14 protein-coding genes are annotated in these 20,750 nt (G+C 68.2%); 7 read left to right on the top strand and 7 right to left on the bottom strand.

What is annotated here, in order from left to right:
* The first annotated feature begins 264 nt into the window (after positions 1–264).
* From MRBLWH12_RS14545 to MRBLWH12_RS14535, 3 genes are read left to right on the top strand one after another with little or no spacing between them, the layout of a single operon-like run.
* Positions 265–1,293, top strand: coding sequence for a LacI family DNA-binding transcriptional regulator (locus MRBLWH12_RS14545; RefSeq protein WP_341976591.1), 1,029 nt, complete (start codon positions 265–267; stop codon positions 1,291–1,293).
* Positions 1,290–3,425 carry an alpha-galactosidase gene (locus MRBLWH12_RS14540; RefSeq protein ID WP_363550146.1) on the top strand — a complete coding sequence of 712 codons (2,136 nt, stop codon included), beginning with the start codon at positions 1,290–1,292 and terminating at the stop codon, positions 3,423–3,425. Before MRBLWH12_RS14545 ends, MRBLWH12_RS14540 begins: the two co-directional genes overlap by 4 nt.
* A gap of 9 nt (positions 3,426–3,434) precedes the next feature.
* Positions 3,435–4,475 (top strand): LacI family DNA-binding transcriptional regulator, encoded by a 1,041-nt coding sequence (locus tag MRBLWH12_RS14535; protein ID WP_363550143.1) that lies wholly within the window; start codon positions 3,435–3,437, stop codon positions 4,473–4,475.
* A gap of 39 nt (positions 4,476–4,514) precedes the next feature.
* Here MRBLWH12_RS14535 and MRBLWH12_RS14530 read toward each other — a convergent pair whose 3' ends face one another.
* The 3 genes from MRBLWH12_RS14530 to MRBLWH12_RS14520 form a co-directional block, all read right to left on the bottom strand.
* Complete coding sequence (locus MRBLWH12_RS14530) at positions 4,515–5,660, bottom strand: Dyp-type peroxidase (RefSeq protein WP_363550140.1); 1,146 nt, start codon at positions 5,658–5,660, stop codon at positions 4,515–4,517.
* Positions 5,657–6,946: a NosD domain-containing protein gene (locus MRBLWH12_RS14525; protein ID WP_363550137.1), complete on the bottom strand. Its 1,290-nt coding sequence runs from the start codon at positions 6,944–6,946 to the stop codon at positions 5,657–5,659. The genes MRBLWH12_RS14530 and MRBLWH12_RS14525 overlap by 4 nt, the downstream gene beginning before the upstream one ends.
* A gap of 173 nt (positions 6,947–7,119) precedes the next feature.
* Positions 7,120–12,081 carry an SdrD B-like domain-containing protein gene (locus MRBLWH12_RS14520; RefSeq protein WP_363550134.1) on the bottom strand — a complete coding sequence of 1,654 codons (4,962 nt, stop codon included), beginning with the start codon at positions 12,079–12,081 and terminating at the stop codon, positions 7,120–7,122.
* A 274-nt stretch (positions 12,082–12,355) separates the two neighbouring features.
* On the opposite strand from MRBLWH12_RS14520, the gene MRBLWH12_RS14515 reads away from it, so the two are divergent.
* Complete coding sequence (locus MRBLWH12_RS14515) at positions 12,356–13,087, top strand: hypothetical protein (RefSeq protein WP_363550132.1); 732 nt, start codon at positions 12,356–12,358, stop codon at positions 13,085–13,087.
* Positions 13,088–13,219: 132 nt separating this feature from the next.
* The gene (locus MRBLWH12_RS14510) at positions 13,220–14,251 is read left to right on the top strand and encodes an AraC family transcriptional regulator (protein ID WP_363550129.1); all 1,032 of its coding nucleotides are present in this window, start codon (positions 13,220–13,222) and stop codon (positions 14,249–14,251) included.
* Between the two features lie 42 nt (positions 14,252–14,293).
* On the opposite strand, the gene MRBLWH12_RS14505 is transcribed toward MRBLWH12_RS14510, so the two are convergent.
* From MRBLWH12_RS14505 to MRBLWH12_RS14490, 4 genes are all read right to left on the bottom strand, one after another.
* Positions 14,294–15,289 carry a hypothetical protein gene (locus tag MRBLWH12_RS14505; protein WP_363550126.1) on the bottom strand — a complete coding sequence of 332 codons (996 nt, stop codon included), beginning with the start codon at positions 15,287–15,289 and terminating at the stop codon, positions 14,294–14,296.
* A 67-nt stretch (positions 15,290–15,356) separates the two neighbouring features.
* A complete protein-coding gene (locus tag MRBLWH12_RS14500; RefSeq protein WP_363550123.1) occupies positions 15,357–16,325 on the bottom strand; it encodes an alpha/beta hydrolase in 969 nt (322 codons plus the stop codon).
* 160 nt (positions 16,326–16,485) lie between these two features.
* Complete coding sequence (locus tag MRBLWH12_RS14495; RefSeq protein WP_363550120.1) at positions 16,486–17,277, bottom strand: NAD(P)H-dependent oxidoreductase; 792 nt, start codon at positions 17,275–17,277, stop codon at positions 16,486–16,488.
* Between the two features lie 13 nt (positions 17,278–17,290).
* Positions 17,291–18,661: an MFS transporter gene (locus MRBLWH12_RS14490; protein WP_363550117.1), complete on the bottom strand. Its 1,371-nt coding sequence runs from the start codon at positions 18,659–18,661 to the stop codon at positions 17,291–17,293.
* A gap of 98 nt (positions 18,662–18,759) precedes the next feature.
* Here MRBLWH12_RS14490 and MRBLWH12_RS14485 point away from each other — a divergent pair, with 98 nt between their 5' ends.
* Both MRBLWH12_RS14485 and argG read left to right on the top strand, forming a co-directional pair.
* A complete protein-coding gene (locus MRBLWH12_RS14485) occupies positions 18,760–19,173 on the top strand; it encodes a winged helix-turn-helix transcriptional regulator (protein WP_341976603.1) in 414 nt (137 codons plus the stop codon).
* Between the two features lie 83 nt (positions 19,174–19,256).
* Positions 19,257–20,702, top strand: coding sequence for an argininosuccinate synthase (gene argG / locus MRBLWH12_RS14480; protein WP_363550114.1), 1,446 nt, complete (start codon positions 19,257–19,259; stop codon positions 20,700–20,702).
* Positions 20,703–20,750: the final 48 nt, after the last annotated feature.

Below are 20,750 nucleotides of genomic sequence, written 5' to 3'. Positions count from 1 at the left end.
CCTTGAACTGGGGCCGCCCCGGTGTGCGGTGGGGCTGCTCGGGACAGATTAGGCCGCTGAGCCCGCGATCTGCAACTAAATGTCAGCGCTGTCTAGCATCATTTCTTTGCAATTTTGGCCGGTCTAAATCGCTTTGAACGGGGCTTTCTTTGAATGCCTCATCGACGGAGAATGAACTAATGTCTCATAAATGTCCTTCGATAGACACGGTCAGGGGTGTTTGCTAGGCTCTCCCTGCCGATCGGTGTCGCGAAGGAGCAGAAGATGGCAGTGCAGCCCAGGGCGACACTCGACGACGTCGCCCGCCTCGCCGGGGTCAGTTCGAAGACCGTCTCCCGCGTCTATGCCGATCGTGAGCTGGTCTCGCCCGAGACCGTCGAGCGCGTGCTCAGCGCCGCGAAACGGCTGCGCTTCCGCCCGAACACGCTGGCACGCAGCCTTCGCCGCGGAGGCGCCACGAACGCGATCGGCTTCATCATGGGCGATCTCGGCAACCCCTTCTACTACAAGGTGGCCTCCGGCATCGAGGAAGAACTGCGCAGCAGCGGCCACGCCCTGATCGTCGCGACGACCGATGACACCCCTGATGGCGAGGAACGGGTAGCCGACGCCCTGCTCGCCCAGCGCATCGGCGCTCTCCTGCTCATTCCGGTGGCCGACGATCAGTCGTATCTCGAAGGAGAGCGGCAACTGGGCACGCCGGTCATCGCGCTCGATCGCCCCGCCCGCAATCTCGTCGCCGACTCGATCGTCCTGGAGAACCGACGTGGCGCCCATGGTGCGACCGTGAAGCTGCTCGAGCGGGGCCATCGGAAGATCGCGTACGTCTGCAATCCGGCCGATGTCTACACCCAAGCCGAACGACTGCGCGGCTATCGCGAGGCCATGGCCGCGTACGGCGTGCACGACACCGCCGCACTCGAGCGGCTGGTCGATGACCGCGCGATCGGCGGCGAGGAGATCGTCGGCGCACTCCTCGACGAATCCGATCCTCCGACCGCGATCATCACCGGCAACAACCGAATGACGGTCGGCGCCCTGCGTGCTCTGCGTGCACGCCCCGACCGCGCCGAACCGGCGCTCATCGGCTTCGACGACTTCGACACGGCCGACGTGCTCGGCGTCACCGTGGTGTCATATGATCCCGTCGAGCTCGGCCGTCAGGCCGCGAAGCTCGCCATCGCACGCATGGCCGAGCCGACCGGGTTCACGAGCCAGATCGAGCTGCCGACCTGGCTGATCGAGCGCGGTTCGGGCGAACGTCCCCCCATCGTCGAAGGAGAATCCCGTTGACCGCTCCGCTCGTGCACCTCGAATCTCACGGTACGTCCGTCATCATCGACCTCTCGACGGTCGGCCTTCCCAGCGTGCTGCACTGGGGAGCGCCGCTCCGCACCGGACTCGAAGGTCACGATGACGCCCTCCGGGCAGCGCTATCGCGCCAGAGCGTGCCCCGCACACTCGACGCACCGTGGCAGGTATCGCTCTCTCCGCAGGAGGCCGACGCATGGAGCGGCCGACCCGGCCTGCAGCTGCGTTCCGAAGGTGTCCTGCTGCACCCGCGATGGCAGGTGAGCTCAACGGATGCCACGCCGGACCGCTGCGCCTTCACGGCCAGGGACGAAGCCGGCGGCGTGGAGCTGACGATCGAGCTCGCGATCGAGGCGGGCGGCGGCGTGCGCGTCGACCAGCGACTGCGGCACATCGGCGTCACCGGCTCCCCGTCGGTCGAGGTGGATTGGCTGGAGAGCATCCTCCCCGTGCCGACGACGACGGACCACCTGCTCACCTTCGATGGGCGGTGGGCGCGGGAGAAGCGCCCCGTCGTGACGGCGATGCCGGTCGGATCCACCGTGCGGCAGTCGCGGCGCGGACGCCCCGGCCACGATTCGCCCACCCTGCTGGTGGCGTCGGAGGGTGCGCCGCGGTGGAACGAAGGAAGGCTGTGGGCCACCCACGTCGCCTGGTCGTCGGACGCCACCTATCGCATCGACCGGATCACCGACTCGGTGACGCAGTTCGGCGGAGGCGAGGTCCTGCGCCCGGGAGAGATCGTGCTCGCGCCCGGTGATGAACTGGCCGCACCCTCGGTGCTCTTCGCGCACTCCGAGGAGGGGCTCGACGGCATCGCAGCCGCCTTCCACTCCCTTCTGCGTGCCCGCCGACAGCATCCGTCCTCTCCCCGGCCGTTCGTGCTCAACACCTGGGAAGCCGTGTACTTCGATCACGACCCCGAGAAGGTCGCCGCGCTCGCCGAGCGTGCGGCCGCGGTCGGCGTGGAGCGGTTCGTTCTCGACGACGGCTGGTTCGCCGGCAGACGCGACGACACCACGAGTCTCGGCGACTGGATCGTGGACCGCCGTGTCTGGCCGGATGGACTCGGCCCGCTGGCCGCGCGCGTCCATGAGCTCGGAATGGAGTTCGGGCTGTGGTTCGAACCCGAAATGGTGAGCCTCGACTCCGACGTCGCGCGGGCGCATCCTGATTGGCTGCTGCACGACCCCCGCCATCTCGATCACGACCCGTCTCTGTCCTGGCGCACGCAGTTCGTTCTCGACCTCGCGAACCCCGGCGCGTACGCGCACGTGTACGGCCAGATCGACGCCCTCGTCGCCGAGCTCGGCATCGACTTCATCAAATGGGACCACAACCGCGATCTCGTCGACAGCGTCCACGACGGCCGCCCCGGCGAGCACGCGCAGACCCTCGCGGTCTATCGCATGTTCGATGAGCTGAAGGCCGCACATCCCGGCCTCGAGATCGAGTCGTGCTCGTCCGGCGGGGCGCGCACCGACCTCGGTATGCTCGCCCACGCCGACCGCGTCTGGGCGAGCGACTCCAACGATCCGGTCGAGCGTCAGGACATCCAGCGCTGGACCGGGATGCTGCTGCCACCGGAACTCGTCGGCGCCCACGTCGGACCGGCAGAGACGCACAGCAACGGTCGGGTCACGCCCCTGTCCTACCGGATGGCGACGAGCCTGATGGGATCGTCCGGGCTGGAGTGGGACATCCTCGGCTGCTCACCGGAGGAGACGGAGGCCATCTCCCACTTCGCCGCGCTCTACAAGGAGCTGCGCCCCATCGTCCACGGCGGCCGCACCGTGCATCCGGACCTGCGGGATCCGGCGTGGCGCGTCACGGGATTCGTCACGGATGCCGCGTCCGTCTACGTCGTCGCGACCGTCGCGAGCCTGGAAGACGCCAGAGCCGAGCGCCTGCGGTTCGCCGGCCTCGACCCGACGCGCCGCTACCGGGTGCGGGTGCGCCGGGAGATCGGCGAGGCCCGCTGCGGGTGGGTCGCTCCGGAATGGTTCACCGGGGAGGGGATCGAACTCCCGGGCGGCGTACTCACCGAGGTGGGAATCCAGCTGCCGACGCTGTGGCCGCTGCAGGCTTTCGTGCTGCACGCAGAAGCGGTCTAGGGTACGACGGTGGGAACCAGCGCGCACGCGAAGCAGACGGTGACGATCGCCGAGATCGCCGAGCGCGCCGGTGTGTCTCCCGGTGCGGTCTCCTTCGCTCTCAACGGACGCAAGGGGGTCTCGGAGAGCACCAGGGCGCGGATCCTCCTGGTGGCCGATGAGCTGGGCTGGGCGCCGGGTGCCGCGGCCAAGGCGCTGACGGCGAAGAAGACGAACAGCTTCGGCCTGGTGCTGGCACGTGACCCGCGAAGCCTCGGCGCCGAATCGTTCTTCATGCAGTTCCTCGCGGGGATGGAGAGCGAGCTGTCGCCACGCGGATACGGCCTGTTGCTGCAGGTGGCGCCTGATTCCGCGAGTGAGCTGAAGACGCTTCGTCGCTGGCGCACGACCAGGCGCGTCGACGGGGTGCTCCTCGTCGATCTGCATGTCGACGATCCGCGCGCCGAGTACTTCGCCAAGCATCCGGAGTTCCCGGCTGTCGCCGTCGCGGATCCTTCCGCGGCGCCGGGACTCACCACGGTGTGGACCGACGACGCCGAGGCGATGCGCGAGGCGGTCAGGGCCCTCGCCGGGCTCGGGCACCGCCGGATCGCGCGCATCGCCGGTCTCTCCGACCTCGCCCACACGCAGATCCGCAATGCGGCGTTCGATGACGAGATCCATGCCCTCGGGTGCGAGGGCACGCTGCTGCGCACCGACTACTCCCCGGAAGAGGGCGCGCGTGCGACGGAGCAGGCGCTGGCGTCTGAGCATCCGCCGACCGCCTTCGTGTACGACAACGACATCATGGCGATCGCCTCGCTCGCGGTCTTCTCCCGCGCCGGCCTGCGCGTACCCGAGGACGCCTCGGTCATCGCCTGGGACGACTCTCTGATCTGCCGGTACATGGCACCGGCGCTCACGACGCTGAGCCACGACGTGGTCGCCTTCGGCGCGCACGCCACCCGGCGGCTGTTCGACGTGCTCGGCGGTGCTGCGCCGAACGCCTTCCTCGATTCGACACCGCGGTTGGAGACGCGCGGGTCGACCGGGGCCGCCATCGGGATGTGAGCAGGACTCAACTGGCGAGCGTCAGCGGCAGCATCGGTCTCAGGTGAGATCCCCCGGCACGAAGAAGCAGCCGGAGGCATCGGTGCGGGTGTGCGCGATCAGGTCATCGTCTTCGTCGAGCCGTCGCTGGGTCGCGATGAAGGTCTGCGGATCAGCCAGGTAGGCGATGAACAGAAGCCCCGCGCCCTCGGCCGGATCGAAGCTGTAGCTGCGTCGAAGCATCAACGCGCGACCGAGGTTCGCCGGATGGGCGCGACGGGCATGGCTGGTGCGCGGCGTGAGCGGATGCCCATCGGCCGCCTTGCTGAACAGATCGACGTCGTCGAGCGGTCCCCCGCCGGACAGCGGTTCGCCGGTGTCCTTGCGTCGCCCGATCGCGCGCTCCTGATCGGCATCCGAGAGCGCGATGAAGGAGGGGACGATCCGCATGCGCCGCAGCACCAGATGGGTGTCGCGGTGCTTCGCATCGGTCCAGACGCCCGCCGCGAGCAGCTCGGCGGTTCTCGGGTTCACGATCCCGTCGACGAATCCGGTCGATGTCCGGGCCGTGCCGTGCGGAGTCGGTGCGTCCCGATACCCGCTTCGCTCCCACTCGAGGACGTGATCGCCCAGCATTCTGCGGATGCCGACGACGATCTGCGTGACCGCCGCCGCCGTCTCCGCACAGACCTGCAGCGCGAGATCTCCGCCGGTGGCGACGCTCTCTTCATCGTGGGCGAAGGCCGGCAGCTCGATCGTGGCCGAGGCCCGTTCGCCCCAGAGCGACCGGGCCACCGCAGGAGCGAACCCGACCGTGACGGTGGGCTCGCCTGCGTCCTCGGGGAGCGCAGGCAACTCCTGCGAAACGCGGATCGCGAGCTCACGAATCGCCGATGCGTCCCGGCCCGGGACACTCACGACGCCGACCCAGACGTACCGCTGTGGAATCGCCGGCCAGGTGATTCCTGGACGCCGCTCCGCCGACGGCAGGGGGCTCGCCGATGGAGACGCCGCCGCACCGCCCGGTTGCTCTCCCGGCTGGGTGTCGGCGGGTGCATCGGATTCGCCGGACCGGCCCAGCGCCCATCCGGCGGCTCCGGCGACCAGCGCGGTTCCGGCTGCGGCGAACAGTCCTCGGCGGGTGGGCGGCGCGGGGCTGGATGCCTCCTCCGGGATGGCGGCATTCGCTTCGTCTGTACCGCTCACCCGTTCCCCTCGGCGAGCAGGTCGACGGCGGGCGGGACGATTCCGGAAAGGTCGGGAAGCTCGACACGATCCGGCAGGGAGCGCGGCTCCTCTGTCACGTCTTTCAGGCCGGTGCGCTCGGGAGGCAGTGGCACGTCCGAGAACACCACACCGTCCGGGGCCGGCGGCTGCCGGAAGACGCCGGCGGGGAGAGGATCCGCACACCCGGCTGAGGTGAGCTCAGCCGGATCGGCTGTCGCTCCTGCCCCCAGTTCGAAGCAGTTGTTCGAGCCGAGGGCGGCCGAGGCGGGCGTGAACGCCGCATCAAGGGCGTTGCCGCCCCAGGCGTTCCCCGACACGCGAGTGCCCATCGGCGCGAAATCCTCTGACGAGGTGACCCAGATCCCCACCGAAGCATTGCCGGAGATCGTGTTCGCGCGCACCTCCGCGTCGACGGTGCCCGCGAGTCCGACGCCGATGCCGAACGCGCCGCCGGCATGCACCGGCGTCTCGTGCTCGTTGTTGTCCGCGATGAGATTGCCCACGATCTGGACCGACGCGGTGGGACCGTGCGCCTCCAGATAGTTGCTCAGGACGCTGATGCCGATGCGATTGCCGACGATGCGATTGCCCTGCACGACGACCTGCGAAGCGTTCGCCAGCTCGAGGCCGGCGGCGTTGGAGACGAGCACGTTGCCCTGCACCAGGGCGTTGCAGTCTTCGCACTGCCCGACATAGATGCCGGAATCGGAGCCGCCACTCGCCAGATTGTCGCGGATGACCCCGCCGGTGCGGTTGAACGCGTAGATCCCGTACAACCCGTTGTTCTCGGCCGTCACGGCCTGCACGAGGTACCCCGGCACCGGCGGCGGCGTCTTGCCTGGCAGGTATCCGTCGGGACCGCGTGCGACGCCCGCGCCGCTCTCGTCGGTGACGCCCGTGATCAGCACGCCGTTCTGCAGGAAGTTGCGCACCGTGAGGTTCTCCACGGTCACCCGCTCTCCGGTGCCGACCACGCCGTTGCTGCGCGTGCGTTCTCCGTCGAGAACAACGCCATTCCGATCGAGCCCTCGAACTGTCACGTCGTCGGCGTGGACCTCGAGCGACTCGGTGTACGTACCGGGCGAGATCAGGATGATCCCGCCATCGGCGATGAGGGCGCCCGCCTCGGCCAGCGTCGAATCCTCGGGAACGCGCACGAGGTCCCGGACGGCAGGCTCGGGTGCGCTCGCGGCGCAACCGGACAGGGATGCGGCGATCACCGCCACGGCAGCCACCACCGAGGAGCGAATGAATCGTGTTCTCACGCTGCCCACCAATGTTCCTGAGTCGATCGGTCAATCATCGCAGAGCTCATCACCGCCCTCAGCGGCGCTGCCGCCTCTCGAGGACGGCGCTTCGAGTGGTACCGGCTGGAGACGCGAACAAGACAGGCGGGCCGGCCATCGAATGATGACCGGCCCACCTGCTCGCTGGTGCCTTACAGGACCGACGATGCCGTCCGGCGCCGTCGGAGCGCCACGAGCCCACCACCGATGAGGAGGAGCATCAGGCCAGCGACGATGGACATCGTCATGGGCCCACCACCGGTGATGGCCAGCGGCGGCTGAGCCTTGACCACACCGGCATCGATCGTCAGATCTTCCTGATTCTCGGGGGTGACCTCGAACTCCGGGGTCACGCCGATCAGCGGGTTCCCCGTCGTCGGCGTCGGGTTGGAGTCGACCGTCTCATCGTCGCCCGCGTTCGGCGGCGTGAAGGTGTTGCCCTCGGGGAGCGTGAACCGCACCCGGTAGGTGCCGCACTCGACGCCCTCGAACAGGTACGAACCATCCGCACCCGTCGTCACAGTGGCGACGACGTCGCCCGCTGCGTTCAGGAGCTCGACCTTGACGCCCGCGATGCCGGCCTCGCCCGCATCTTGGATCCCATCCCTGTCCTCGTCCAACCAGACGAAGTCACCGATGGTGCACACCGGCGCCTCGGGAACCACACCGGCGTCGATCGTGAGATCCTTCGGGTCCACGGGGGTGACCTCGAACTCCGGAGTCACACCGATAAGCGGGTTCTCCTGCGTCGGAACCGGGTTCGAGTCCACCGCAGTGTCATCACCCGCATCCGGCGTCGTGAACGTGTTTCCCTCAGGGAGCGTGAACCGCACCCGGTAGGTGCCGCACTCGACGTCCTCGAACAGGTACGAACCATCCGCACCCGTCGTGGCCGTCTCGACGACGTTGCCTTCAGCATCGAGCAGCTCGACGGTGACACCGGCGATACCCACTTCGCTGTCGTCCTGGATGCCATCAGCATCCACATCGACCCAGACGAAGTTGCCGATGGTGCAGAGAACCGGAACGATACCCGCGTCGATCGTGAGATCCTCCGGGTTCTCCGGGGTGACCTCGAACTCCGGAGTCACACCGACCAGCGGGTTCTCGTCCGACGGCGTCGGGTTCGAGTCCACCTCGGTGTCGTCGCCCGCCGTCGGCGTGGTGAAGGTGTTGCCCTCGGGGATCGTGAACCGCACCCGGTACGTGCCGCACTCGATGTCGTCGAACAGGTACGCGCCTGCAGCATCGGTCGTCACAGTGGCGACCACTGCACCCTCAGCGTTCAGCAGCTCGACCGTGACACCGGCGACCGGGGCTTCGCCCTGGTCCTGAATGCCGTCGCGATCCGCATCGAGCCAGACGAAGTCACCCACGGTGCACAGCACCTCGGGGACGATGCCCGCATCGATCGTGAGGTCCTCGTTGTTCTCCTCGGTGACGGTGAACTCCGGGGTCACACCGACCAGCGGGTTCTCCTGCGTCGGCGTCGGGTTCGAGTCCACCTCCGTGTCGTCGCCCGCCGTCGGCGTGGTGAAGGTGTTGCCCTCGGGGATCGTGAACCGCACCCGGTAGGTGCCGCACTCGATGTCGTCGAACAGGTACCCGCCGTTGGCGTCGGTCGTGGCCGTCTCGATCACGTTGCCTTCAGCGTCGAGCAGCTCGACCGTGACACCGGCAACGCCGGCCTCAGCAGCATCCTGCACGCCATCAGCATCCGCATCGACCCACACGAAGTCACCCACGGTGCACAGCACCTCGGGAACCGGGACGATACCGGCATCGATCGTGAGATCCTCCGGGTTCTCCGGGGTGACCTCGAACTCCGGGGTCACACCGATCAGCGGGTTCTCCTGCGTCGGCGTCGGGTTCGAGTCCACCGCAGTGTCATCACCCGCATCCGGCGTCGTGAAGGTGTTGCCCTCAGGGATCGTGAACCGCACCCGGTAGGTCGCGCACTCCACACCGGAGAACACGTATCCGCCGTTCGCGTCCGTCTGGACGGTCGCGACGACGTCGCCTTCTGCGTTCAGCAGCTCGACGGTGACACCGGCAACGCCGGCCTCCCCGGCATCCTGCACGCCATCAGCATCTGCATCGACCCAGACGAAGTCGCCGACGGTGCACAACGGCGCCTCCGGGACCACACCGGCGTCGATGGTCAGGTCCTCGCGGTTCTGCGGGGTGACCTCGAACTGCGGAGTCACGCCGACGAGCGGGTTCTCCTGCGTGGGAGTGGGGTTCGAGTCGACAGCACGGTCATCGCCGGTCGCGGTCGAGGTGAACGTGTGGCCCTCGGGGATCGTGAAGCGCACGCTGTAGGTCGTGCACTCGACGTCCTCGAAGAGGTAAGCGCCTGCAGCGTCGGTCGTGGTGGTGTCCACAACGTTGCCTTCAGCATCCAGCAGCTCGACGGTCGCACCCTCGACACCGGCCTCGCCGGCATCCTGGATTCCGTTCTCGTTCGCATCGACCCAGACGAAGTCGCCCACGGTGCAGAGCTCAGATTCCGGGACGATACCCGCGTCGATCGTGAGATCCTCCGGGTTCTCCGGCGTGACCTCGAACTCCGGGGTCACACCGACCAGCGGGTTCTCCTGCGTGGGCGTCGGGTTGGAGTCCACCGCAGTGTCATCGCCCGCCCCAGGCGTCGTGAACGTGTTGCCCTCGGCGATCGTGAACCGCACCCGGTAGGTGCCGCAGTCGATGCCCTCGAAGAGATAGGCGCCATTGGCGTCTGTCGTCGTCGTGTCCACGACATTGCCCTCGGCGTCAAGCAGCTCCACGGTCGCTCCGGCGACGCCGGCCTCGCCCTGGTCCTGAAGCCCGTTCTCGTTCGCGTCGACCCAGACGAAGTCACCCACGGTGCACTCCGTCGGCGGGACGATCAGGCCGGCGTCGATCGTGTGATCGTTGTGGCCGGGGCCACCCACCGTGACCGGAGCCCGTCCGTTCGCTGGATCGACGTTGGAGTCGATCTCCCGCGTGGCGGCAGCGGCGTCGTCACCACGGCCGGTCCAGGACAGCTGCGACGGTTCGGTGACACCGAACTCCGCAAGGCCTGAAACGTCGGCGGTCGAGGAGTCGAACGCCACCGTGTAGATGAGGTCGGGCGCGATGTCGGAGAAGTAGTACTCGCCGCTCGCGTCGGTCACGACCGGGTCGACGCCGGCGACCGGCTGGCCGCCCTCGTCGAGCAGGGTCACGGTGACACCGGGGACGGCCGGCTCGCCGGCATCCTGGATGCCGTCACGGTCGGCGTCGAACCACACGCGGTTGCCGATCTCGACCGGTGCCGCGTTCACGAGCGCCTGCAGGTCACCGAGACCGCCAGACTTCTCGAAGCTGCCCTCGTGACCCGACTGGGTCACCTGGTAGCCGTTGGAGTTGCTGCCGTCGGTCGCGCTGCTCCAGCGGATGCCGGTGCGCGATGCACCCTCGGTCGGGTCCATGGCCGTCGTCACGACGTCCTCGAAACCGGCGATGGAAGCCAGGCCGCCGAGCGTGATCTCGTTGTGCTGGCGCTGGTCGTTGCTCGCGTTGATAAAGGAGTCGTCGATGAACTCGCGTCCACCAGGGCCCTGGTTCGGGAGCGTGCCCGAGGTCTCGAGGTCTCCGACGACGCCGTCGTTCTCGAGCACGTAGGAACCGTCGCCCTGCACGCCGGCGACGAGCGTATCGCCCGCCGAGACGCCCTGTGTGAGATCGGTCTGGCCGTCCAGCGGGCCGTAGTTCTCGTTGCCGAGCTGCCATCCGGAGCGGTCTGCCAGGCCGAGAACAAGGTTGCCCTCGGTCGTGAACGTGAGGTCGGTGAGCATGGCCTGCGACCAGTTCATCATCGGCGCCGGGTCGCTGAGGTTCGCGAAGGAGTACAGGTCGCGGTCGTAGTCGGCCGCGGTCGTCCAGCTCTTCCACGTGAAGAAGCGCGAGTCGATGCCGTCTGATCCGGGCGAGCCCTTGACGTAGTCGAGCCCGGTCGCGAAGATCTGCGATCCGGCGGTGCCGAGCGGGGTGAGATCGGCATCAGATGCCGCACGCACGAACAGCTGCTGGTCCGTCACTGCGGCGTTCCCGTTGCCCTCGCCCGTCTGCACGTAGCCGATGTAGACCTGACCGTGGTGCACCTCGATGGCCCACGGACGCTCGCCCTCGGCGAGGTTCAGCGGAATGCGGGTGGCCTCGGTCGGGTTCGCGATGTCGATCGCGTAGAGGTTCTTGTCGAACAGGTTGACGAAGTACAGCGTCTTCTGGTCAGAGCTGACCTCGATGTCGCCGATGCCGATCTTGCCGATCGCGTCATAGGCCTGCGTGTCGTGAGCCGGGTTCGTCGGGCCGTTCAGGCCACGGGCGTCCCAGTCGATCGTGCTCTCGCCGAGGTCGACGGTGCCGCCGCCCGCGATGGGCAGGCCCTGCACGTCGAGCCATTCCTCGACGGCTCCGGGCGTGCCGAGGGTGCCGTCTTCGTTCAGGGCGTTCGGGACGAGGTAGATGCCGCCGAGGCCGAGGGGACCGAGGTCGGAGTGACGCTGCAGCGTCGCCGAGCTGAAGAGGTCGCCCGTGGTGCGCCGGTAGGCAGTACCCCACAGCGATCCGGTCTCGCTGTACTCGGCGAGGGTGGTGCGCTGGTCGTACTCGCCGTTGCCGTTGAGAGTCGCATCCCACGGCACGCTCACGATGGAGGGGCGCTCGGCGGTGGAGAAACCATCACGCAGACCGGTCCAGCGGATCGGCAGAGCAAGCGGCACGCTGCCGCCCTGCGAGTAGTCGTCGGGCGCGTTGACGCCGTAGTCGACGTCGGTGGCGCCGATGGTGACGAACTGCACGCTGGTGCCGTTTCCGGCTCCGTGCGAAGCGGGCTCGTACCCTGCCGGCACACCGGTGAACTGGACGCGCACGTCATCCGTCGCGGCGTCCACGACGTCAAGGGTGTAGGTGCCGTCGGCTGCGGACTGCGCCGTTCCGACTGCCGCCCCCGCGGAGTCGTACGCCGTGACCGTCACGCCGGCGAGCGGCTGATCGGCGAGGGGGTCGGAATCGAACACCCCGTTGCTCGCCAGGTCTCGGAAGACCATGCCGGTGACCGTCCCGGATGCTGCACTCGCTGGTGCGCTCATGAACAGGATGCTGCTGGCCGCGAGTGCGACAGTGGCTATTCCCGCGGTGGCCGCGCGCAACGGTGTGCGCGCGTGTGGACTGAATCTCTCGAACATGGGGCTCCCCATCCCAGGGTGAGCAGGTCCGACCGACGGTCTCCCCTGCCCACGACAACCAACGGGCCGCAGCGCGGCCCGTTCTTCGTAACGAAAATTACCGAGAAGGCGGGAAGCGCCACAACGTGGGGAAAAAACGATGCGTCAGGGGAAAATATGCGGCTAGTACGATCGGGGCGTGCGGTGTCGCAGATCGACTTCCTTCCGCGTCATCCTCGCCTCGGTTCTCCTGCTGGGCTCGATGGCCGGCTGCGCGGCGACGCCATCGGAGCCCGACCCGCAACCGCTGAGCGTGGAGGAAGCGGAGCTCTTCGCCGTCACGCGCTTCCACAACTTCGATCTCGGAACGCGGTCGTTCACCTTGTCATCTCCGGATGCTGCGGGCGAGGTCGCCGTGAGCGGCTACGTCGACTTTCCCGAAGGCTTCGTCTACGGGGCCGTCACCCAGGACGACAACCCCGTCGGCCTGTTGAAGGCATCGGCCCAGACGCTATCGATCCGCGAGCAGCCGACGCCGACCGAGCCCATCCTGCCGATCCCGGAAGACGGGTGGCTGAGTCAGGAGTTCGATCCGTCGGATTCCGCCCTTGCGGGGGCCATCGCGGTACTGGTCTCCCTCGGGTCCGACCGACCCGAGAACCCGCAACTACTGCGGCAGTCCGATGCGGTGTCACTCGGCACAGAAGACGTCAGCACCGAATCCGGGAGCGTCACGGCGCACGTGCTCGTCGGCCCGAGCGCCTCAGGCGGGTCTGCCCAGCCGATTGAGGATCGCGCACACTACTGGGTGCTGAGCGACGGCACGCTCCTCCGCGTCGAGCTTCCCCGCGGCGACGACGCGTCACCGGTCGTCATCGAGTTCGCCGACGCCGAGGGCGTCGATCTCGGAGATGGTCTCGCTTCGGACTAGCGTTCCCGCTCACAATTGGCAAACGGTTGCCAATTCTCCGATTCGGGTGTTAGCCTGTGCCGGAAAGCCTGGGGATGGCTGGAAAACTGCACGTTCGGCGCGCACTCGGTGCATCGTCAGCGCAGAGTTCCGATGGAGGTGCTCGTGTACTCGGTTGAGACGCTGACCACGCGCGACCCCTCGCAACGGATCCAGGGTGAGTGGTGGATGAGTCAGGTGTCGTCGCTCCTCGCGCCGCATCGGGTCGATCTCTCCACGGACTGGTCCGCCGACGTCGTGCGCCAGCGATCCACCCGGTATCAGGTCGTCGGATGGCGTGAGGAGTGCCCGGGAGTGGTGCGTTCACCGCACAAGGCCCATCACGTTCCGCCCGAGGTGGCGTCCTTCTACATACCCTTCGTCAACGACACCGGAGCTCTATCGGTCAGCGGCGCTCGCGATTCGGGGAGGCCCTGGGGCGCCCTGGTCTGTGCGGATTCCGAGCTTCTCGAGCTTCGCGACGGAAATGGCTTCGCCTATATGGCACTGATCATCCATCGCGACCGGGTCCGGATGCCTCCACCGGACAACGCCGGAGATCCCGCCCCTCTCCACCTCGATCTCAGTCGAGGCATCGGGCGAATCCTGAAGGACCAGCTCCGGCTCGTCCATCAGGAACGCGATCATCTGGATGTCACCTCATTCGACCTCATGCTCGACCATGTCGTCGACCTCCTGGTGATGCTCGCCAATCCCGCGTCGACGGAGCCCCCCACAGAGTTGTCCTGGGCACTGCTCGCGTCGCTCCGGCAGATCATCCGGGAACGCGCCCATGACCCCGCGCTCGACGGCTTCGCGCTGGCCGCGCGCCTCGGGTGGTCCTTGCGACACGTCCAGGCGCAACTTCGCCTGCACGGAACCACACCATCCGACCTCATCCGGGAGGAGCGTCTCAAGGTCGCTCGGCGCCTCCTGAAGGACCCCGAGTCACGAGCACTGAGCATCGGGCAGATCTCAACCGCATCCGGGTTCCGCGACCTGAGCACCTTCAGCAACTCCTATCAACGACGCTATGGCGAACGGCCATCGGCCACGCGCGTGCGGCGGATCACCACTCCGGTACCGACGCGCGCGATCGCCGAGAAGTCGGAACCCTTGTCGATTCTCTCGATCCCGGCCCCATGACGAAAACTGCACTGGCACCGCCGACAGCGAAGTGAGCAGGCTTCAGCCGGCGAGCGTCAACAGCATCCGTGCGAGCGCGTAGCGGGTGTGCCCGCGGGAAGTGCGCGGGTCGTACCCGAGGGTCTCGACGAGCGAGGCCAGACGTTCTTGCACGCTGGAATGATGCCTTCCCAGACGGATGGCGGCCGCGCGCACACTGTGCTCGTCGATGACAGCATCCAGCAGTTCGAGACTGCGCTCATCCAGGCGGGCCAGGGCAGTCACGTCGGGATGCGGGGGTTCGCCGTCCGCCGCCTGGGCGACGATGAGCCCGAGACCGAGCTCATCGGCGTGGATCACCCGCTCCGCCGGACTGGAAAGTCGCGCGGCGACCAGAGCAGCCGACCAGGATGCCGGGATCTGTGCGCCGGAGACGGCAAGTCCCACGCCGAGACGCAGGCCTGAGGCGTCACCCCACGCCTGCAGCGCGTCACTGGCGGCATCCACAATCGTCGCGCGGGTGAGGCCGTGGCGGGTCGCGACCACGGCGGACGGATGCTGCGGCAGCGGTGCCGGCTCCGGCGGCGAGGCGACGACACGCACCGGACCGGCGGGCAGGCGAAGCCTCGACACGGCCGCTGCCCGCTCCTCCGTGTTCGCGTACGTGCTGATCGCGAGCTCGACGGCGCTCTCCGCCCCGACGGAGCGACGCGCGCGGATGATGCCGAGCGCCAGCGCGAGCCGCTCGAGGATCATCGCGTCGTTCGTGTGGGGCGCGCCCTCGCGCTCGATCCAGGCGACGGCATCGGTTCCGACCTCCCGCAGCGTCCAGGCACCGCCGGGATCGACGGGATCGATGCGCACGCCGTCGGCCCGGATTCGGACGAGCTGCCGGCCGTCGCGCTGCCCGACCGTGGCTCCGCTGAGCACGGCTGCCCCCCGCAGCATGCTCTCGACGCCGACGGAGTGCTGGACGAGCGCATCGAAGTAGGAGACGACTTTGAGCGTCTCGCTCGCATCCGGGTCGAGGGCGGTGAGCCGCCCCAGCAGATCTTGCATGTCGGGCTCCATCGCGCGGGAGTTCCACCCTATGGGGTCGCGCGCCGCGACCCCATAGGGTGCGAGTTCAACCGAGCAGGCGGTTCACCCAGTTGTCGCGCGCGGCGGCGGTCGCCTGCGACACGGCGGCGTGGGGTGCGAACATGTCGAACCCGTGGAAACCGCCGGCCCAGACGTGCAGTTCGGCCTGCACCCCGTCTTTCCAGAGCTTCGTCGCGTAGGCCACATCCTCATCGCGGAAGACCTCGGCGCTGCCGCAGTCGATGAACGCAGGTGGAAGCCCGGAGAGATCGGTGGCCCTCGCCGGCGAGGCGTACACCGAGACGTCGGCGGAGCCGCGGCGGTCTCCGAGCAGTGCGGTCCAGCCCGTGAGATTCGACCCTCGGTCCCAGACACCGATGCCGTCGATCTGCTGCGCCGATACTGTCGAGTCGCGGTCGTCGAGCATCGGGCAGATGAGCAGCTGCCCGATCAGCGCCGGCCCCTTCCGGTCCCGAGCGAGCAGGGCCGTGCCGGCGGCCAGCCCACCGCCCGCGCTTGCGCCGCCGATCAGCAACCGGTTCGGATCGACTCCCAGCTCCTGCGCGTTCTCCGCGGTCCAGACCAATCCGGCATAGCAGTCCTCGACCGGGTAGGGATCGGGGAACTCCGGTGCGAGCCGGTACTCGACCGTCACGATCGCCCCGTTGTACCGCTCCGCCCAATCGAGGAAGCCGACGACTCCGAGCCAACGGTTGCCGATGATCATGCCGCCGCCGTGCGTGTGGAAGAAGCCGGGACCGGTCCCCGTGCGCCCCTCCTTCTCGATCACCGTGACGATGATCTCTCCACCCTCATGACCGGCGATGGTGACATCGCGCCAGGTGAAGCCGCGATCGGCGAGCACCTGCAGCGTCTCGTCCGAACCGCCGACGGGCGCCTGCCGGAGCAGCGGGATCATCTCCGCCGTCAGGGTGGGAGGGATCTGGTCGCCGATGAGCGCGAGAGCCGCCTCGAGTTCGGGATCGAAGGGCGGGCGAAGAGTGACGTCAGTCATCAGAACTCCTTTGTTCTCGGCCGCCAGCGCAGCGGCGCTCCGCCAGCCTCCTGCACGTCGCACACGAGCGTAACCCGCCGAGCGCGGCCGATCCGTCGACGATCGACCGCCGAGTGGCGGGTCCTGGGCCTGCTCGAGTCGCCTTCTCTCCGTACGCCGTTCAATCGATCGGGACGCGATGGATGCCGAGGTCGGTGCGACCGGGAAGCAGATCCGCTCGGAGTGTTCGGGTGCCGTGGTACTCGCCGTCGCGGAGCCGGCGAAACGGGGCGCTCGGCGACTCTTCGCGGATCCCGGAGAGCCGTTCGACCAGCCGCGCGCTCTCGTGATCGACCCCCGTCGACTCCAACCCGTCGGCGTCGTGGACGACGTGCAGTTCGAGCGGCTCGATCCCCGTGTACCAGAGGGTGCCATGGGTGAGCGGGAACAGCAACGAGTCCACGTCGCCGCTCACGCCCCGCTCTCCGAGGGAACGGTCGTCCTCACCGGCGGTCACGATCACGAGGGCACGGCGCCCGGCGAGCAGGCCGTCGCCGTAGCGCAGAGGCAGACCGGTGTGCGGGTCGAGCGGACCGTAGGCGAACCCGTTGGTCAGCACGCGATCGAACCACCCTTTGAGGATCGCCGGGGGTCCGTACCACCACAGCGGGAACTGGAGCACGACGAGATCGGCTGCCTGGAGCTTGCGCTGCTCCTCGCTCACATCGGACGGCACCTGCCCCTCGGCATACGCCTCGCCCATGAGGTCGACGACGTTGCCTTCCCTCCCCTGCGGGTCGCCCAGATCCGGGGCCGCGAGCACAGGGTCGAACTGCTGGCGATAGAGGTCGGTCGTCTGCACGTCGTAGTCGCGCGACAGCGCCTCCCGCCCGTCACGGAACAGCCGGGCGTTGAACGAGTTCTCCTGGGGGTGTGCGTAGATCCAGTGGACGGTCGGGCGCGTTGCGGACACGGGCGGCCTTTCTTCAGCGGGATTCGCGGACAGAGGTCTTGGGCGCGCGCCTCCAGAGCGGCAGGAGCGCTGCGGCGACGACCATCCCGGTCGCAAGGAGGAGCGCGACGATGAAGCCGCGATGCCCGACGATCGAGGCGATCGTGCCGAGCACGGCGATTCCGAGGCCGCCGCCGAGGGCGAAGCCGACCTCCTGGATCGCCCCGACCTGGCCGGCGTCGTCGTCGGTCGTCACGTCGAAGAGGGTCGTCGCGGCGAGCGTGGCCGCGATCCCGAACCCCACCCCGACCAGCACGAGCGGGATCGCAACGAGATCGACCCCTGTCGCGAGCCAGGCGAGTCCCGCCCCCTGCACCATGAGCGCCAGCACTGTCAGCGCTGGTGACGTCAGCCATCGGAGGAACAAGGGTGCGAGCACCCCGCCGAGCGCGATCGCCACCGCCTGCGGAAGGATCGCGATCCCGGCTTCGGCCGCGCTGTACCCCCTGGCATCCTGCAGGTGCAGACTCACCAGGAGCACGGATGCCGTCGACACACCGCCGCTCGCCACGATGCGCACGATGGCAGGGCTGAACCCGGGCACTCGGAAGAGTCGCATGTCGATGAGGGGTTCGCGCAGGGTGCGCTGGCGGCGGATGAAGAACACGAGCGTCACGACGGCGACGAGTCCGGCGATGCCCGCGGCGAGCGGAGCCGCGAGCACCTCGTGCAGGGCGAAGACGAGAGCCCCGAGGGCGACGATCGACGACACGATGCTGAGGATGTCCCACGACGGTGCCCGCGAGCTGCGCGAATCAGGAACGAGCCAGATCGCGAGCACGCCGGCGACGACCGCGAGCGGCACGCTGCCCAGCAATAGCCAGCGCCACCCTGGGCCCTCCGTGACGAGTCCGCCGAGCACCGGACCCAGAGCGCTGCCTGCGCCGAAGGTCGCGGTCCACAGCCCGTATGCCAGCACGCGCTGGCGTGCGTGATAGTGCGCTCCGATCGTGGCCACTACGCCGGCCACGACGAAGGCCTCGGCGACGCCGAGCAGAGCCCGCACCACGACCAGCAGCATCCCGTCCTGAGCGAACCCGCCCACGGCGTTGAGCACTGCGAAGCCGGCGAGCCCGAGGAGCACGATCCGTTTGCGCCCGAACGCGTCGCCGATCCGCGCGGCGATGATCAGCGTCGCGGCGAGAGAGAGCGCATAGACGTCGACGAGCCAGAGAGCGCCGCTGTCACTGAGGGTAAGGTCGCCTCGGATCGCCGGAAGCGCTGTCGACATGCTGCTGATCGCGAGCGCGCCGATCAGGATGCCGAGAAGCAGCGGGATCATGGCGAGCCACGGGTGGAGGGCCGAGCGGGGGCGAGCGGCTATTACGGGTGTCGGGAAGGTCACCATCTCAGTCTCAGGGGCGAGTACACTTCTGACAAGTACGGTCATTGAGGGTACATAGTGACCTTTTGGATACTATGGCGTGAATGGAAGGCAGACCGATGAGGGAGAAAACGGAGCGCATCATCCGGGACTGGGCAGACGCGTGCGACGCCGAGGTCTCGATCGCGGTGCTCGGCGGGGCCTGGAAGCCCAGCATCCTCAGCCTTCTCGGCCAGCACGAGGTGCTGCGGTTCGGCGAGCTCAGCAGGCTGCTCGACGAGCCGACCGCTCGCGTGCTGACCCGACAGCTGCGCGAGCTGGAAGACGACGGGCTCGTCATCCGCACTGTCTATCGGCAGGTCCCACCCAAGGTCGAGTACCGGCTGAGCGACCTCGGCCGGGGGGCGATGCCGCTCGTCGACGCGCTGACGAGCTGGGGCGGTCGCTACGCCGCGCACCAGCGACGCGAGCTGGCACGGACGGCAGCCGAGCCCGAGCTGCTCGTCGAACTCGAGGCCGCCGACGCGCGCTGACCTCGAGGGTCCTGTTGCGGGTCGGCGGCGGAATGCTCGTCGCCCGCCGAAACAGCCGACAGCCCGCCGATAGACTGGGAACCATGTCCAAGGTCCTCCAGTCCCTGCCCGTCGGCGAGCGCGTCGGCATCGCTTTCTCGGGGGGCCTCGACACCTCCGTGGCCGTCGCGTGGATGCGCGAGAAGGGCGCGGTGCCCTTCACCTATACGGGCGACCTCGGCCAGCCCGACGAGGGCGACATCGAATCGATCCCCGGTCGTGCGCTCGAGTACGGCGCCGAGGCCGCGCGCCTGATCGACTGCAAGACCGCTCTGGTCGAGGAGGGCTTCGTCGCCCTCGCCTGCGGCGCCTTCCACATTCGCTCCGGCGGCAAGACGTACTTCAACACGACGCCCCTCGGCCGCGCGGTCACCGGCACGCTGCTGGTGCGCGCGATGAAGGAGGACGGCGTCGACATCTGGGGCGACGGTTCGACCTACAAGGGCAACGACATCGAGCGGTTCTACCGCTACGGACTGCTCGCGAACCCGCGTCTGCGCATCTACAAGCCGTGGCTCGACGCCGACTTCGTCACCGAACTCGGCGGCCGCAAGGAGATGAGCGACTGGCTCGTCGCCCACGACTTCCCGTACCGCGACTCCGCCGAGAAGGCGTACTCCACCGACGCGAACATCTGGGGCGCGACGCACGAGGCGAAGACGCTCGAGCACCTCGACGTCTCGCTCGAGACGGTCGACCCGATCATGGGCGTGAAGTTCTGGGACCCCTCCGTCGCGATCGAGACCGAAGACGTCACCGTCACCTTCGAGAAGGGGCGCCCGGTCGCGCTCAACGGCGTCGAGTACTCCGACCCGGTCGCGCTGGTGCTGGAGGCGAACACGATCGGCGGCCGCCACGGCCTCGGCATGAGCGACCAGATCGAGAACCGCATCATCGAGGCGAAGTCTCGCGGCATCTACGAGGCGCCCGCGATGGCACTGCTGTTCATCGCCTACGAGCGCCTGGTCAACGGCATCCTCAACGAAGACACCCTCGCCACGTACCACGAGCAGGGACGCCGTCTCGGGCGCCTGATGTACGAGGGCCGCTGGCTCGAGCCGCAGTCGCTGATGCTGCGCGAGTCGATCCAGCGCTGGGTCGGGTCCACGATCTCCGGCTCCGTCACGATCCGCCTGCGTCGCGGTGATGACTGGACCATCCTCGACACGGTCTCCCCGAACCTTTCGTACGGCCCGGAGAAGCTCTCGATGGAGCGGGTCGGCGACGCCGCGTTCGGCCCGGTGGACCGCATCGGGCAGCTCACGATGCGCAACCTCGACATCGCGGACTCGCGTGCCCGCCTCGAGCAGTACGCGGGGCTGGGGCTCGTGGGCGGTGCGACCGCCGAACTGGTCGGACGCGTGACCGCCGGCGAATCCGGCGAGATCACGGAAGCCGTTCACGGCTCGATCTCCGAGGCCGACGAGTCCCTCGCGGATGCGGTGGACACGGCATCCGAGGGCGCGGCCTTCGACTCCGGCACCGACTGACGCTTCTCCTCGATGGGGGCGGATGCTGCGGCATCCGCCCCCATCGTC

This window comes from Microbacterium sp. LWH12-1.2, assembly GCF_040675825.1.
GTDB lineage: Bacteria > Actinomycetota > Actinomycetes > Actinomycetales > Microbacteriaceae > Microbacterium.
This window is presented reverse-complemented; position numbering and strand designations above follow the sequence as displayed.

What these genes read in the sequence shown, in the direction of transcription:
- MRBLWH12_RS14545 (WP_341976591.1), top strand. Translation starts at nt 265, where the DNA reads ATGGCAGTGCAGCCCAGGGCGACACTCGACGACGTCGCCCGCCTCGCC.
- MRBLWH12_RS14520 (WP_363550134.1), bottom strand. Translation starts at nt 12,081, where the DNA reads ATGAGCGCACCAGCGAGTGCAGCATCCGGGACGGTCACCGGCATGGTC.
- MRBLWH12_RS14510 (WP_363550129.1), top strand. Translation starts at nt 13,220, where the DNA reads ATGGAGGTGCTCGTGTACTCGGTTGAGACGCTGACCACGCGCGACCCC.
- MRBLWH12_RS14505 (WP_363550126.1), bottom strand. Translation starts at nt 15,289, where the DNA reads ATGCAAGATCTGCTGGGGCGGCTCACCGCCCTCGACCCGGATGCGAGC.
- MRBLWH12_RS14500 (WP_363550123.1), bottom strand. Translation starts at nt 16,325, where the DNA reads ATGACTGACGTCACTCTTCGCCCGCCCTTCGATCCCGAACTCGAGGCG.
- MRBLWH12_RS14485 (WP_341976603.1), top strand. Translation starts at nt 18,760, where the DNA reads ATGAGGGAGAAAACGGAGCGCATCATCCGGGACTGGGCAGACGCGTGC.
- argG (WP_363550114.1), top strand. Translation starts at nt 19,257, where the DNA reads ATGTCCAAGGTCCTCCAGTCCCTGCCCGTCGGCGAGCGCGTCGGCATC.